The sequence below is a fragment of the Turicimonas muris genome (assembly GCF_002221595.1).
Taxonomy (GTDB): domain Bacteria; phylum Pseudomonadota; class Gammaproteobacteria; order Burkholderiales; family Burkholderiaceae_F; genus Turicimonas; species Turicimonas muris.
On the sequence record NZ_NHMP01000004.1, the window covers coordinates 114277 to 129951 of the forward strand.

The window sequence follows — 15675 nt, forward strand, 5'->3', positions numbered from 1 at the left end:
ATTCGAATAAACGATACTTTCGAGGTCTGAAAAAATTGAAACCCATTTACAAAACGACTGAAGGAGAACTTTATCAGTACGATTGCCTCGACTTTCTAAAAAACATTCCATCCGAAAGTGTAAGCACGGTTTTTGCCGATCCGCCTTACAACATTAAGAAAGCCAAGTGGGATTGTTTTACTACGGACGAAGAATATATTAACTGGTCCATTGAGTGGATATCCGAGTGTTCGAGGGTCTTAAAAGAAGAAGGAACGCTTTACGTTTGCGGCTTTTCAGAAATTTTGGCAGATCTTAAAAGACCTTCCATGCAATACTTTAAAAAATGCCGTTGGCTTATTTGGTATTACGATAATAAGGCCAATCTAGGGAAAGATTGGGGCCGAAGTCATGAGAGTATTCTCTGTTTTAGAAAAACAGAGGATTTTATATTCAATATTGACCAAATAAGAATTCCATATAATTCTCACACCTTAAAGTATCCCTCCCGTCCGATGTCTGGGAAAACCAGCGTAAGGTTCCCATGGCTCGATAAGAGCGTAAGGTTCCCATGACTGTGATGAATATTTTCTAGCGAAGGTGAAAAATTGGCTTATTGAACAACCGAGAGGAGTTTTACATGAGCCAAGCCGACTACGTTCTTTCCTTTCCATCCGTTACAGTGGAAGCCAATCCGAGCCCAACAGTTGTCCCCGACGAACTTGAGGCAGCCGAGCAAGATATGCAAGAAGACGAGGTTGAGATATTTGAAATCGAGCCGGCCGCAGTAGAAAAGCCGGCAGAATTAGGACCAGCCTCGAAGCAAATTACCGTTTCTGTAAGATCGGAGGTTACTGTGAGCTATGAAACGGCGGATCCTAGCCTTGAAGCCAGAGGTTTGATAAAGATGCTTCTCGGAGTGCAGCCATGAGTTTTCTGAACTTTAAAGGATGCAAGATTACGGTCGTCACCACTGCCACTGATCTACGAGCCGGTTACTTTAGACTGGAAGCCTTTGCTAGAAGCACTCTTAATATAGACATCTGCTCGGGCCATCATTGTGTTGTGTTTTTATCTCGTACACGGGCGCTGGCCAAGATTATCGCAGCTGACCAGTCGGGAATGACTTTGATAACCAGACGGCTGCATCATGGGAGCTTCCAACAGCTAATGAGTCTTCTTGACAGCCCGGCTAAAAGAAGCCTAACAGCTGAACAGCTCGTATCCTTTTTAAATGGAAAACGCATTGAAGGAGCCCGCAAAAACTACTTTAAGGAACAATAAGTTGTAACACTTTGTTTGATAACCAGCGTTAAAAAAATCCATCCTATAAACCTTGATCACCAAGGCTTTTAGCCATGGTATTTGAGAGCTTTGGAGGGGACTGCGAAGGCCGGTTTTAATCTGCTTTCAGTTGCTTCATAATTGAACAGTGTTCGGCATTCCCAACCGGAGAGCAAAGTGTTCAACAAGAAGCAGCTCAAAAATTTGTCACAAGAAGAACTCATTGAGCTTGTGCTTAAAACGGAAAAAGAAAAAGAAGAAATACAGGCGCGATTTCGCGGGCTCTCCACAATTGTCATCAACGCATTTCACAACTGTAAAGAAGTGGCCTTATTAGCCGACAAATATCTGATTGCCGAAGATAAATGGATGGGGCTAGCCATTGAACAGCAGATCAGCCATATGCTTGAATCGCTCAGAGTCTTGGCTGAAAATAGTTCGAGTCAATTTCAAGCGTTACTGGGAAAAGGATCGGAAAAAATTGGTAGGGCTGAGGTTGATAAAGAACTCAAAGAAAACAAAGGTTCGTGGGTTAACGGCAGCAAAGAACTGATAGAGGCCACACGCATCGTTGATCAAGTCGTTAAATCGTTGCCGGAAAACACTCCGTTAGCCGGAGAATTTAAAAGCATCGTCAATGAGCCTGCTGCTTCAATTGCCGCTTTAGAAAAGAAGCCGAGCCTTGGGCGCCAAAAGGTAAATCCAAAGGTAAGAGAGCGCACCGTTGTTCCTGCTTCCGACAAAGTTCCTCACTGCAAAGGCTGCACGGAAGAGATGATAAAGCTCTCTAGCTTTGTAGAAACAATAAGAAGAAAGACACTGCCAAAACTGGACAATCTTGAGGCTCTCTCTCAGCGGCAAGATGTTTATGTATGTCCTAAATGCGGACAAGCACATGTCAGGCTCCCGGTCGATGCAGAGCATCCGGTTAACTGCGCACGCACAGTCGGTACATCGATGCTGGTTGAGCTAGCTATGGGCCTTTACAGCGGAATACCGCTGCACAGACAGATTAAGGAGCTGCAGCAAAAGCTTTGCTTGGGCCATGACACCGTCTCGTACAACTTGCATGATTTAGCCCGCTTTTACCTGCATCCTCTTGCTCTGCTTTATGAATCCTCTTTAAAGAAAGCCGATGTACTAATCGCAGATGAAACTGTATTTCCGGTGCTTGAAGCTCAGGGAAGAGGAAAGTGTGCCAAGGAGCGCATGAATGAGTCTAAGCTGCGCAAACAGAATTATCTTCTGGCTCTGACAACAGCAGCTTCAGCGCCTGAACAAATATTTATCCTTAAGTATTTACCAAGCCGAAGCGCTCAAGCAATTAGCTCACAAATCACATCAGACTTCCAGTTCAATACTTTAGTAACCGATGGCTATAGCGCCTATGAAACAGTTCTTCAGGCACTAGGCGGGGAAAGAAAGCATCAAAGCTGTTTAATTCACTACCGGCGCAAACTTCTCAGTGCTCTGTTAAGCAGCAGTCTTTTAAAAGAACTTCATCAATCAGCGCTCGGTGAAAAAGAAAAGCTCAAGCAGATGAAGATAAGAGTCCAACAGGCTGAGCCGGGCAGCTGCGTGCTTATCTGTGTTGAGGCACTATCAAAGCTGTATAACCTGCAAGAGGCAATATCGAAGGAAGTCTCGCAGAGGAAGCAGGAAGAATACCGCAGGCGCCAGGACTCTTTATTAACGGCGGTAGACAAAATAATGTCCTACCAAGCCGACAAAATCTGTATAAAAACTCAATCTGGTTTATATAAGAAAGGAGTCGGAGGCGGGTTGTACTCAGCGGCATGCGCTTACTATATGAATTTGCGCAACGAATTTAAGGTCTTTATCGATGACTTCAAAGTACCGGCTGACTCTAATCTGGTAGAAAGCCGCTTGAGGCCGGTGACAGTTCTGAGGAAAAACATTTGGTATAAACAATCGGTTGAGTATGCGGTGGATATGTGCGACATCTACTCTATCTTTAAGACGCTCGAACTCAACGGCATAGCCCCAGTGGAATATTTGAAAAAGTACTGTCGGAGCGTCTATGGTCACGTCCTCGATAAGGCTTGGACGGAAGCGTTAAAAGACGGACACGATAAAACCAAGAAGATAGGTTCCTTGGACTTCAAGCACGGACTGGAAGATTACGACCTCAAGCCATGGCTTCCGTCTACCTACAAACAATTGCAAGCAGAGAGCTAATGCCGGAAAATCCACGGCTCTTATCGAGCCATGGGAACCTTACTAAAAATTGAGCCTTGATTTTTTCAAATCAAAGCCCCAACCAACGACGCTGCCCGAGGGAATAACTTCGTTTTTGACGGTCTAACTACAACAAAAATACAACAAAAACAAATTAAATCTTTACCGCTTTCTTGATGCTATCAAGGCAGTTTGTTTTCCAGCTGTTTTACGCTTTCAAAAACCATCTGCTTATAAAAGCGGCGGACAAACTCGGTATGAAAGTCCATATTATTAAAATAGGAGAAAGTAAATCTCTTCGGATCTTGTCCAAGCTCTTTTTCTTTAGAGTCTTCATGTCCGATGAACATGTGATCCGTTGTCGGAGTTGCTTCCAATTCCGGCTTATCTTTTAATTGGACGGTCATCTTCATCGTCATGTCATACTCATAGACGATTTTTTCAGGATGATTTTCCGGATCTGCTTTCTTGGCTTCGATTGCGGTTTTTGTCTTGGGATCCATTTCTCTGGAAAGATCCACCACGACTTCACCTTGTCTATCTTCTGCGTCTGCTTTTACGATCTTAAATAAGCCGGTTTGCTCAAGATAGCGCTCTGTTGCAAACCACAGGCCGTATTGCTCACGCCAATCGGCAGGACGCTTTTCAAAAGGTTCTGTCACAATGGGGCGCCCTTCCCAAAGATAGTTAACAACCAATGAAACTTTTAATGGTTCTTCAACTTTCTTAAACTGATAGGCTTCGATCACGGTAGTCGGCTGAACAAACCAGCTTTCTCTCGGATAGTCTTTGTGATCATAAGCGCAGCCGCTGAGCGCCAAGCTAAATGCGCAGATCGATGCTGCCAATAATGTCTTTTTCGTTGTCATGATGAGTAAATTCCGTAAAGTATTCGAGTCGGGTTGCGGGGCGCAGAGTTTTTGCTCTGCGCCGCCTCAACAGCTAAAAGATCTGCTCTCGGCTAGAACATGTACTTGATGCCGATCTGAGCGGTTTCGTTGTGATAACCAGCTTTACCGGCCTGTACGCCGAAGGTCGCCCAGCCTAATGTGTTGCGGGTGATGTGACCTTCTAAGCCCATACGGAATTCACCGAGGTTGCGTCCGCCGTCCATGTAGACTCTGTCGCTTCCCATCTGAACACCGGCTTTCTTGGTGTTATGAATCCAGTTACCTTCGATAAAGCCTAAGCCCTTGTTCATGTAGTTAGCATGAAGTCTGGCGCCGACACGCAGCGTTACGTTGTCCGTTCCTAACTGACGATACTTGGTGCCGGTAGCGTCTGTTGCAGAATTGGCCTTAACTCCGTCCCAAATCAACTGGGCTTCAGGCTGGAACGTCCAAATCAGCTTGTTGTAGTCCTTGGTTCCGGTTTCATTCAGAGGGATGGTGTAACCGGTTTCCACTGACCAAACCCAGCCATGAGACTTGTAGTTAAACGGAGAGAGTTCATCGCCCCAAACCTTGTTGTCATAGCGTCCGAAGAGAAGCCAAGAGTCGACATAGAAGCCGTCATCAGGGCTGTTGCCTGTATAAAGCGTTCCGTAGATGCCAAGAGAGTAGCCGTCTGAACGAGACTTGGCGCTATCCCAAGAGCGGCTGTCTGTACGGTTATAAAGACCGCCGGCAAAGACACCGCCGATATACTTCCAATCCTCATTAAACTCGTTTCTCAGTAAATCTCCGCCAATCTGAGTAACCGCGGTACGAGAATGACTCTTGCTTTGACCACCGCCCATATTGAAGTGTGAGTGAGAGCCAACCTGACGAACCCATGCGGCTGCCGGCTTTTCCTCTCCGTCAAACGGATCGATGTAGTAGGCCTGACCGAAGCGGTCATGCAGTCTCATATGCATCTTCGCCCAGGATTGAGAGGCTCCGACATAAGCGCCGGCTTCAGGTCTGAGAACCGGAACTTCAGGTTCTACTGGTTCGTAATGATCTCCATCATCATCGGAGTTGTAGAGAACCCACGTTCTTCCTCCGTTTTCATCTTCGTTATAGCCCAATGAGTAAACCCACTTATAGGCCTCATCATCCTTAGCGACGACACCAAAGGGTTTCATTTCGAGTCGAAGCTGACTTCCGCCTTGTCCCTTGTCGGTAATCACAAAAATCGGAATGCCTTCACTCTTGATTGTCTTTTCCCCGCGAGATTCTGCGAAGACGCCGCTAACCGGAATCTTGTTGTGGTCATCTCCAAAAGATACCGTAGAAGTACCTGTGGCCGTTAGTGCATGAATAACGTCAACGGAAGAGTTTGCAGGGCCCTGGACCAAACCTCTGTAGTGAATAACAGAACCTTCTTCACCTGCATAGTTTTCTGCAACATGCACATGATTCAGATTAGAGATCTGATTATCCCCACCGGACAGGAAAACATCTCCGGCATTCTTAATGCCATATATATTGGCAATGCCTGTTGAGCTAAGGAATGATAACGAAGATCTTGAAGAAATATCCGCAGTTCCCTTGACTAAGGCATCTTGATGGTAAAGTTCAGCAGAAGCGTTACGCAAGGCGTAAGTACCTAAAAAGTCCGGATTTGCGCTGTATACGGAAGATGCTCCATATGTGACAATCAACTTAGATTGATCGTTACCGGTCAAATTTCCTCTAATCGTTGCAAGTTCACTTCGTGTACTCGGTCCAAGAACGGTCAGCTCTCCCCCAGTACTTCCCTTGAGAGCTTCGTCCGTACCATCCGGCGCTGTTAAATTAACGACAGCTCCCTCAGCAACATCTAATCCACCTACAGTTTGGGTAAATCCCATTAAGTCATAAGAACCCGTGGTACCATCTTCGCCCTTAGCAAAGGCTAACAATTGTGTATGAATTGCCTCTGAACCTAATGCGTTATTTATCCCTTGAATAAGGTGTGCATTTTGACCTACCGTTGTCACACCAATATAACGATTTTGGTTTTCTGCAAGGTTTTGTTTTTGGTATGGATTTTCAGGGTCACCCACCACAACTGTTGTATTATCCGCAATATACAAACCTCCGCGTCCAGTTACTTGTGCAGAAAGCTGATACCGGCCTCGTTCATAGTTCTCTGTCTCATTCTCATTTAGTCCGTAGAGAACTAACTGTTGTCCTTCTAGAACATTTAAAGATTTGAGCCAGTACTTAATTCCTATGCCCCCTTCCTCTCCTTCACCTGTTGCCTTACTGCTGAAGTCTCTATCGACCCCATCCAAATCCGTCACGGTAAAAGTCTCATCTTTCCCGTCAAAGTGCATGTATTTATAGAAACCGTAGGTAGCTATAGCGACAGGAGTCGGGCCTCCCTGATAGATTTCAAATCCAGGAATATCGATCGTCATATCTTCCCAGCTTGTTGAAGTATTCCCGCCTTTGATAGGCTCTTTGTAGTAAAGCTGATTCCTATCGGCGTTCATGAATATGCCGATTGCTGTATTTCCAAAAGCATTTGTTCCCTGTCCGGAGTCCTCCCGGAACTTTGCGATTTTATCGAAATCTATGGCAACAGATCTCACATCTTGCCCGTTTGCATCCTTGCCGTTATTAACCCCTAAATATAAGACTAAGCCATCATAATGGTAACGGAAATTGTGCATCAAAGCCTCTGAATGGTCCGTAGAAGACGAAGCGTCTACGTTCTTGCTGAACACCATTCCATCGTCATGAGTGAGGAGAGAAAGATCTCCTCCTTCATATTGATGGCGAACTTCGCTTCCATTAAATAACTTGCTTTCAGTTTTTAAGGACTTACCTTGACCATCTACCTTGTTCGTTAAATTGGTGTAGGCTGCCACCCAAAAATTATGATCACCATTTGTTGAGGGGCTATCATTAGAATTACGTTGAGAAAGACTCGAATTAAAACCCCTTCTATTAACGACATAAGAGCCGGCGACAAGTTGTCCGAGCTTGATTGCCTCAGGATCATCAGGATTAGAAATTCTTACTAGGCCCGGATTGTCGGTCTCATTAGCTGGTCCATCCACATCTTTGTTATATAACAGGTAGAAATTCTGGATTACATTGGTATCTTGATCAAACACCATCGTATTGGGATCAAAATACTGGCCGAAATGCACATATCTTGCGTATACGCTGTCAGCAAAGTTGGAGCCGGCCACGTACACGATTCCTCGTCTTCTATTAACAGGATGCAATTCATCTTCATTGAAGAAAACCTGACCATCTGCTCCGTAGTTAAGATCACTGTTCGTAGATATTACCGTATCGGCAGTTGCTGTTCCATATACTGCATTACCCGGCATTATTTTTACGTTATGAAGAGAGACAACATTTGAATGAAGTTCTCTCAATCCATTTTGCCCAGTCAGCTGATTTTGGAGTTCAAAGCCGCCATAAACATTTCCATTAATAATTGAATTTTCTACTACAACGATATTGTCTTTAGCAGAACCTGCGGAGTAGCCGCCGAATACTGAATATTTACACCAAGCTGTAGCGTCCGCATTGTTCGACATGTTGTCGCTAGACCATTTATAGGATGAATCAAGACCCAGATGACTGTTAGAAATAACGACTACGTTGTTATTTGCAATAGCGCTTTCTGTGCCGTAGGCCAGTGAACCTTTGTCGGCATAGCCTGTATTGAGGCGGTAACTAAAAAAACCTCTTCCGCCTATAACACCCATGGCTTCTGTCTTATTGCTTTGTCCGACAAGAGTGGCATCTTTGATGCTCACAAAATTCTTCGAGGCATTCCATCCTTCAGCCCCCCAAATTCCGGCTCGTGAGAGTATCTCTGCATTCCCAGGCGCTTCGTTATTAAATGCGTTTTTACCCTTCAAAGAGGAGCCCTGGACGATGACTTGGTTGTATTCGGTAGCATAGCCACTGTATGACTGGAACTTTTCTTTTTGAGCAGACCGGCCCCCAAAGAGAATTTGGGCAGCTAGAACTGCATCTTCACCCAGAGTCACGTTCAGCGTGTTATAAGAAGAATCGCCGTCGCCGTTCCCAAAGTAATCGTTTCTACCGCCGTAAAACTTCCCCGTTACAGAAGAACCGGCCGATATCTCAACATTTAAAATATATTGGGAGTTTTTGCTGCCTGTTGTCGGCGTGTATGCTTTCTCTGGATTATCGGTGTTATCGCTCGTTAGATAACGGTTAGGTGTCGTATTATCATTTAATTTATAAACACCGTTGGCCTGTTCTGTCGATGAGACGCCCAACAACGGCTTTACAGTAGCTTGCGGCCCAACCAATGATATGAAAGTTGCCGATCCGTAGATCCTGTTTGAAGGGTCGAATTTTTGAACATCTGAATATGCGGCGCCAACGATCAGCCCTGCACCATTAAAAGTCAAGGTCAGTACATGATCGCCTTCTCCGGAGGTTTTATTCAAGTAGTAATAATGACCAACTGTGGGACCATCAAGTCCATCTTCATAGTTAATGGCATCAACCACTGCACCATTTGTTCCGCCAGCATTTATAGTTAGATTTTGTGCCTGAGCAGGCGTCAAAAAAGCGACTGAAGAAATGATTAATAGAGTAAGTAAATTACGCTTAAAAGAGGTGGCAGGGGGGGTAATAAAATACTATTATTTGCTTTCATGATTTCCTCGGGGTATTTTTATCTTTGCATTTTCATTATAGAAGTACTGAAGGATATGCAAAGTGTTAATTAAGATTCAAATCTAGAGGAAAACCCGCAATAAAATTCAGTCTACCCCCCCCCTTCCCGTGAATAAGCTATCTTTCTAAAATCTTCAAGCGATCAATATTGCTTAAAAAATTGTTTCATGATTTATGCTTTAACTGGATTTACAGGTGTTTTTCTTTTATTTATCCGAGCATTCAGGCAGTTAGACTTCACTTATCCAGATCAGATGCATTGGTACCAAAGTAATCTGCTTTGAAACTGAATTTCCACCGAACCTTATAAGCTTAAGTCCGCAAACAAGCTGGTTTTCCAATCTTGTTACTGTTGACCTTTCAGTCGAAGTGGACTCCGTACTAATTGAGTACAATTGACTTCCTCCTCTCCATAAATAAAGAGGACTCCTACCGCTTCTCCGGCAGCCGTAGCTTAATGTCGAAGTTGCCTCGGAGGGTTTCTGCTTCAGCGGGATTGCCCAAAGGAGTACAGCTTGGTTTTTGCACGTTCTCCAAAAGGAGTTTTACGCGCTTGAACACAACCGTATACTCCTTCAGGTCTCACATCTCTCCACAGACTTCACTTCGGGACAGCCCGCCCCTAGATCTGAAAAGATAGAGCCAGTTTAGCATAGCCAGTCCTTCGGACTGGGCCCTTATTTCACCGTCATGAATGACGGCGCTTTACGGGCTAATTGGTAAAGGAATGACTACTCCCTTTCCGGAGGGAAGGATCACTTGGAGCGAGAGATGACCGCCAAGAGCATTCACATACTTAATGAGCGTGGACAACTTCACATCCTCTGCGTTTTTCTCAATCTTGCAAACAGCAGGCTGTGAGATATTGAGGTTATTAGCTAACTCCTTTTGAGACATTTGCAGTTCTTCCCGAAGCCTGGATAGAGAGTATTCCATCGCCATTTCGGAATACTGTTTATCCACTTCTTTGCGGAATTCCGGACTTTTTGAGGCTAAATATTCATCAAGGGGGATCATAATTTGACTCCGCCTAACGTAGAAAGATGTTCTCGATATTCCTCCTCCGCAATTCTGCGGAGCGTCACCGCCTATATTGGGGTGCAGAAAAACTTCATAGTGCTTATTATCGTAGATCATTCAACGTTGTTTAATTGATGCAAAGATTGATTTTTTCAACATGAAAAGAATGAGAAATTAACCTAATTCTCTTTCGTTGAATTCTTTCCAAAGGAAAGTAAAAAGTTTAGACATTCGAAATGAAGAAAACTACTTTTCCATATGCAAAAACTGTTTTGACAATGATGTTTTTTGCATCTACAAAGCTAGTGCTGGCTGGTCAATTCGATGCTTTGCATGGAGGCTTTAATCAAGTTAAAAGTTCACAAATTGAAACTTGGAATCAATTTTTTCCAGGCTTAGAAGATAAGATCAACGCTGCTTTTGAGGAAGCTAAGAAAACAGGAAACTTTATCTTTCATAGCAATGCAGCTCCAGTAGCATGGAACATTGCTGAGAATGGAGATATATACATCAACTCAATCAATGTCGGTTATTTTAAAAACCGCTACGACCCGGTAACCCATAAGCCTCTTTTTCCAGGGCTTACGGTAGAAAGCCAAAATATTAATATCTCAGCTGGAAATAATCTTATAGTTACGCCGGTACCGGTAGAAGAGCAAGGCTTCGGTTACGCTCTCAGCGTAGATCCGGATCAAAAAGTAAATATCCGTGCCCAAGGTCAAATTGTTTTTATGGTACCCCAAGACTTTGACACTGATTCCTTTTTTGATGAACTTTCTATTGCACTTTCTGAAGGCTCGTCTGCAGAGCTTCAAGCTCAACAAATTCTAATATTTGGGGGAATTTCAGCCCAACATGGCAGCCAGTTAAAAATGGTTGGTAATTCGGGAATATATTTCTTATCTCCAAGCGAAAAATTAGAAACTTCAATTTCAACCATCCAACTCATGGGTTCTCAGATGAGTATGGATGCTCCAGATATTTTGATTGACAGGACAATTCAGATCGGTCAAGTTATTTTTGGACAAGGATATCCCAGTGTTTTAAACATAGGTAAAGATCCCAGTCTTACAGGTTTTACTAAGAATGTATATTTCACAAAAAAAGTGGATGTAGAGCGGGATAGCCAGCTTAATGTCTCCTCTGAAAATGCTGCAATTTTTCAAGATCATTTGAATTTGATTCAGAATGCCCAAGCCAACGTTGAATCAAGACAAATTGCGATTAATAAACTTTTTCTTGGAAATCTCGGTGCGCATGCAAAATTTTTAGTAAACCCTAATGGGTATATGTATGTCAATGAAACAGTTTTAGTCGGCATAAATTCCCAACTTACAATTGACCTAGGAGAGAATTCAGTTCTATCCAGTGTTTTTAAGACACACAAGGACGGTCAAAGCAATCTGAACTTGCAGCGTAATTCATATTGGTTTGTTCCCCAAAGCAGCACGTTGTCTACCCTTTCCGTTGAACCCGACAGCTACATTCAGTTGGGACAAAGTAACACTTCCGTTCAAGTTGAGATGGAAAATCTCAAGGGAAGCGGGAGTTATTTTTATCTCCCTGCAGGCGCGACAGGAGCTTTGAATATAACTGAAAGCAGCGAAGGTAAACATACCGTCCTATTGGGCTCAACTGGTTCGTCTTTGAGCAAAAGCGGCTATCTCAACCATGTTATAGCAAGTGACGCATCCCCAGACGGTCAAGATAAAGCTCAGTTTTCTCTCGCTAATGATGGGATTATTGACGCTGGTCCCTATGAATATAAATTAGGACTGTATCCGTTTAAGCAAGGGGATTCTCGTGTTTGGGCAATTCTTGGAACTCAAACACTCAAGCCAATCGTTCCCATAGATCCGTCTCCTCCCGAAGAAAATATTCCTAAGCCTGATCTTCCGGATCTTCCGTTTAACCCTAATGATCCGCCTCAAATTGATAATCCGATCGGATTGTCTCCTGCGGCTAAACTAACTCTAGCAAGTGTTTCCTCCGTAAACCATGTCGCTCAGTTTTTAGGATCGCTTGAAGATCTGCGAGGGAGAGTTGGAGAGATTCGTGAAGGAGTCCGAGACGGTATATATGCTTTGTATCGACATGATCAAAGCCGTTTTAATTCAAGTTATTCCACAAGTAGCAAGTTCAAGTACTCAGCAGTTACATTTGGAGCGGACAATAAAATCAATCCAAATTGGCTCATAGGAGCTAATTTGATTTTGACAAGAGGTAAAATTCGAATTCATGATGCGTCTGGCAGCGGCTCCCGAATAGAATCAATCGGTGCGAAAGTTTATGCGGCTTGGATAGGAGATCGAGGACAATATGTCGATTCAGTTGTCTCTTTGAATCGCTATAAGAATGAACTACATGCTCAAAATCTAGACGAGAGTTCTACTACAGCGGATTATTGAACTACGGTTTAGGCCTATCTTTCGAAGTAGGTCATCGACTTAAACTCCTAGAAGATCCAAAGGGTTTTTGGTTTATTGAGCCTCAAATTCAATTAAGTTATTTCAGAACGACGGGTAATTCCTTCCATTTTAGCAATGATATGAGTGTTCATGCAAAAGCCGCAAATAGTCTGAACGGTCGGATAGGAATTGATGTGGGAAAAAGTTTTTATGATGCCGATGGAAAGGCTTTGGGACAAATATACCTAAAGGGAGGAGTTAATCACGAATTTTTAGGCAAAAGCGTGATCCAAATGAATGAATTTTCTTTTAAAGACCATTCTATTGGGACAAGGTTCTACTACGGGCTCGGAGGGGAAATAAATATTCAGGATCGAGTGAAGGCTTTTGCTCAGATCACTAGAGAGTCAGGAAATAGTTTCAAGACAGACTTTCAATTTAAAGTCGGCCTTAAGTATCTCTTTTAGAAAATGAGCGTGGACAACTCCACATCCTCTGCGTTTTTCTCAATCTTGCAAAAAATATTGAGGTTATTAGCTAACTCCTTTTGAGACATTTGCAGTTCCTCCCGAAGTCTGGATAGAGAGTATTCCATCGCCATTTCAGAATACTGTTTATCCACTTCTTTGCGGAATTCCGGACCTTTTGAAGCTAAATATTCATCAAGGGTAATCATAATTTGACTCCGCCTAACGTAGTAACGTAGAAAGATGTTCTCGATATTCCTCCTCCGCAATTCGAATGAGGCGCAGGTAAAAAGTTTTGTCATTAGACTTGTCCCCGGCACACAGAATTATCGCTTTGCGTTCTGGATCGAATGCAAAGAACGCACGTATTGGGCATCCTTTTTCCTGAATCCGAAGCTCTTTCATTCGAAAGGCTCGAGCCCTCGAAGTGAGAAACCTCGTCCGTCAGGACGGGGAGAAGTCACCAACAAGCTGACTGAACATTTAATAAGAAACACGCGAGCCCCTTTGCTTATGCTCTGGGGCTCTTTACTTACGCGCCTAGCACATCAGCAATAAAACCGTAACGACCACTAGTTTAATGATGATTCGAGTTAATTGCCGTATACTAAAGGTTGTTGATGCTTTGTCGAGCATGAATCAACTCCCTTCAAGCACCTCCTGACTACGAATCAAGGAGGCGTTTAACATGGTTTCTACTCCGAACAGAAAGATAACCAAGAACTTTCCGATTCCGTCCCTGTCATGCCCACCAGAGTTGGTTTTTGCATTCTGGCAAAACAGCTTGGAACTATATATGGCGAGATGTTCCTTCTCTCATATTCCATCAAGCATACAGGTACTTATAGATGACTTTTTGGATTATATTTTCTCGATACATCTATAACTACTTGAATTTATTTGAATATTATAATGCTCTCACTGTCGAAAAAAGAATGGAAACATTGATTAATTTATGGCACTCGATGCCCCCGGTCGCTAAAACGGTTCTCCTTCTTCTGATTTCTAACACATTCATGAGCTTTGCTTGGTATGCTCATTTAAAAAATCTCGGTAGCGCTCCTCTTTGGGTGGCAATCGTAACCAGTTGGCTGATCGCTTTTTTCGAATATATAGTCATGATTCCGGCCAACCGAATCGGGTTCGGCTCTTTATCTCTCGGCCAACTAAAGATTCTCCAGGAAATCGTTTCGCTTTCTATCTTCGTTCCTTTTGCGGTACTGTACATGAAAGAGCCGCTCAAGCTTGATTACCTCTGGGCGGCTCTTTGCATGTTGGGTGCTGCTTACTTTATCTTCCGTGACCACGTTTGATAACTAGTACCCGGGCTGAAGCATATGGCTCGGATTAACGAAGCTTTCGAATTCCTCGGCATCACATACTCCCAAGTCAAGAGCTGCTTGTTTAAGAGAAATATTGTCCTTATAGGCTTTCTTTGCTACTTTTGCCGCATTTTCGTAACCCACAAGCGGCGCCAACGCTGTGATTAGCATCAGAGAGCGCTCGACATTCTCTTTTAATTTATCCGGGTTGGCCGTTATGCCCTCAATGCAGTGAACCGCAAAAGAATTCTGAGCATCCGAAAGCAAACGAATGCTTTGATCGAGGTTATAAGCAATCAGCGGCAAAAATACATTGAGCTCAAAGTTACCTTGAGAAGCCGCAATGCCAACTGCATTATCATTGCCCATCACCTGTACGGCGACCATAGTCATGGCCTCACTTTGTGTCGGGTTAACTTTACCGGGCATAATGGAAGACCCCGGTTCGTTAGCAGGAAGATTGATTTCACCTAAACCGCAGCGGGGACCAGACCCTAGCCAGCGGATATCATTGGCAATTTTCATAAGATTGGCCGCCAAGGACTTCAGCGCTCCATGCATAAATACGGCACCGTCCTGAGATGTGAGGGCATGGAATTTATTCGGTTCGCTGACGAACTTCTCGCCTGTCATTGCGGTTAATTTTTCACATACTTTGGTTCCGAACCCAAATGGAGAATTCAATCCTGTTCCAACCGCCGTCCCTCCGATAGCTAATTCACGGCAAAAACGCAATGCTGCGTTTATTTGTTCGGCATTATGGTCAAGCATCGAAACATAGCCGCTGAATTCCTGACCTAAAGTCAGAGGTGTAGCATCCTGCAGGTGCGTCCTTCCGATTTTGATTAAATCTTTGAATTCCTCTGCCTTACGATTTAAAGCTTCACGGAGTGTTTTAACCGCAGGCAACAAGCGGCCCGTAACCTCCAGAACAGTCATAATGTGCAGTGCGGTCGGAAACGTATCATTAGAGGACTGGGACATATTGACCTGATCGTTTGGATGAACAACTTCTTCTTTGCTCAGTCTGTCTTTAAATCGGAAATCCCCGTTCAGAATTTCGGTCGCACGATTCGCCACCACTTCATTTACATTCATATTGGTTTGAGTCCCAGAACCGGTTTGCCAAACGGCTAAAGGAAAATTTCCGGGCAACGCGCCGGCTAGCAATTCATTGCAAGCCTGGACTATGGCGTTTTTACGCGTTTCATCCAGCTTACTGAAGTCACAGTTGACTTCTGCACAGGCTTTCTTCAAATACAGCATGGAACGAATCAGAGATTCAGGCATCTTTTCGATACCAATTCGGAAGTTCTCAAAACTTCTTTCCGTTTGGGCTCCCCAGTACTTATTGTCATCAACTTTTATATCACCTATGGAGTCATGCTCAATGCGGTAATCTTTCATTTTGTTC

13 protein-coding genes are annotated in these 15675 nt (G+C 43.8%); 7 read left to right on the plus strand and 6 right to left on the minus strand.

Features of this window, described 5'->3' with window-relative positions:
* The first annotated feature begins 35 nt into the window (after positions 1 to 35).
* The 4 genes from ADH67_RS07585 (at position 36) to ADH67_RS07600 (ending at position 3462) form a co-directional block, all read left to right on the plus strand.
* On the plus strand, positions 36 to 554 hold the full coding sequence (locus tag ADH67_RS07585; RefSeq protein ID WP_066595069.1) for a DNA-methyltransferase: 519 nt from the start codon (positions 36 to 38) through the stop codon (positions 552 to 554).
* Between the two features lie 65 nt (positions 555 to 619).
* Positions 620 to 910 carry a hypothetical protein gene (locus ADH67_RS07590; RefSeq protein WP_066595070.1) on the plus strand — a complete coding sequence of 97 codons (291 nt, stop codon included), beginning with the start codon at positions 620 to 622 and terminating at the stop codon, positions 908 to 910.
* Entirely contained in the window at positions 907 to 1263 is a 357-nt protein-coding gene (tnpB, locus tag ADH67_RS07595; RefSeq protein WP_066595071.1) for an IS66 family insertion sequence element accessory protein TnpB, read from the plus strand. The genes ADH67_RS07590 and tnpB overlap by 4 nt, the downstream gene beginning before the upstream one ends.
* Before the next feature lie 177 nt (positions 1264 to 1440).
* Positions 1441 to 3462, plus strand: a complete 2022-nt coding sequence (locus ADH67_RS07600; protein ID WP_066595072.1) for an IS66 family transposase — start codon at positions 1441 to 1443, stop codon at positions 3460 to 3462.
* A gap of 182 nt (positions 3463 to 3644) precedes the next feature.
* Here the strand turns inward: ADH67_RS07600 and ADH67_RS07605 are convergent, their stop codons facing one another.
* The 3 genes from ADH67_RS07605 to ADH67_RS07615 form a co-directional block, all read right to left on the minus strand.
* Entirely contained in the window at positions 3645 to 4331 is a 687-nt protein-coding gene (locus ADH67_RS07605) for a hypothetical protein (protein WP_066595073.1), read from the minus strand.
* Between the two features lie 92 nt (positions 4332 to 4423).
* Complete coding sequence (locus ADH67_RS07610) at positions 4424 to 8932, minus strand: autotransporter family protein (protein WP_236578417.1); 4509 nt, start codon at positions 8930 to 8932, stop codon at positions 4424 to 4426.
* A gap of 817 nt (positions 8933 to 9749) precedes the next feature.
* Positions 9750 to 10061, minus strand: coding sequence for a helix-turn-helix domain-containing protein (locus ADH67_RS07615; protein WP_066595077.1), 312 nt, complete (start codon positions 10059 to 10061; stop codon positions 9750 to 9752).
* Between the two features lie 239 nt (positions 10062 to 10300).
* Here ADH67_RS07615 and ADH67_RS13645 point away from each other — a divergent pair, with 239 nt between their 5' ends.
* Positions 10301 to 12472, plus strand: a complete 2172-nt coding sequence (locus tag ADH67_RS13645; RefSeq protein ID WP_255202347.1) for an autotransporter outer membrane beta-barrel domain-containing protein — start codon at positions 10301 to 10303, stop codon at positions 12470 to 12472.
* A complete protein-coding gene (locus tag ADH67_RS13650) occupies positions 12469 to 12939 on the plus strand; it encodes an autotransporter outer membrane beta-barrel domain-containing protein (RefSeq protein WP_255202346.1) in 471 nt (156 codons plus the stop codon). Before ADH67_RS13645 ends, ADH67_RS13650 begins: the two co-directional genes overlap by 4 nt.
* On the opposite strand, the gene ADH67_RS07625 is transcribed toward ADH67_RS13650, so the two are convergent.
* Complete coding sequence (locus ADH67_RS07625; protein WP_066595079.1) at positions 12936 to 13148, minus strand: hypothetical protein; 213 nt, start codon at positions 13146 to 13148, stop codon at positions 12936 to 12938. The genes ADH67_RS13650 and ADH67_RS07625 overlap by 4 nt on opposite strands.
* Positions 13149 to 13161: 13 nt before the next feature.
* The gene (locus ADH67_RS07630) at positions 13162 to 13344 is read right to left on the minus strand and encodes a type II toxin-antitoxin system RelE/ParE family toxin (protein ID WP_084081567.1); all 183 of its coding nucleotides are present in this window, start codon (positions 13342 to 13344) and stop codon (positions 13162 to 13164) included.
* 530 nt (positions 13345 to 13874) lie between these two features.
* Between ADH67_RS07630 and ADH67_RS07635 the strand changes: the two genes are divergently transcribed.
* A complete protein-coding gene (locus tag ADH67_RS07635; protein WP_066596006.1) occupies positions 13875 to 14252 on the plus strand; it encodes a DMT family protein in 378 nt (125 codons plus the stop codon).
* 3 nt (positions 14253 to 14255) lie between these two features.
* Here ADH67_RS07635 and fumC read toward each other — a convergent pair whose 3' ends face one another.
* The gene (fumC, locus tag ADH67_RS07640) at positions 14256 to 15668 is read right to left on the minus strand and encodes a class II fumarate hydratase (RefSeq protein WP_066595080.1); all 1413 of its coding nucleotides are present in this window, start codon (positions 15666 to 15668) and stop codon (positions 14256 to 14258) included.
* Positions 15669 to 15675: the final 7 nt, after the last annotated feature.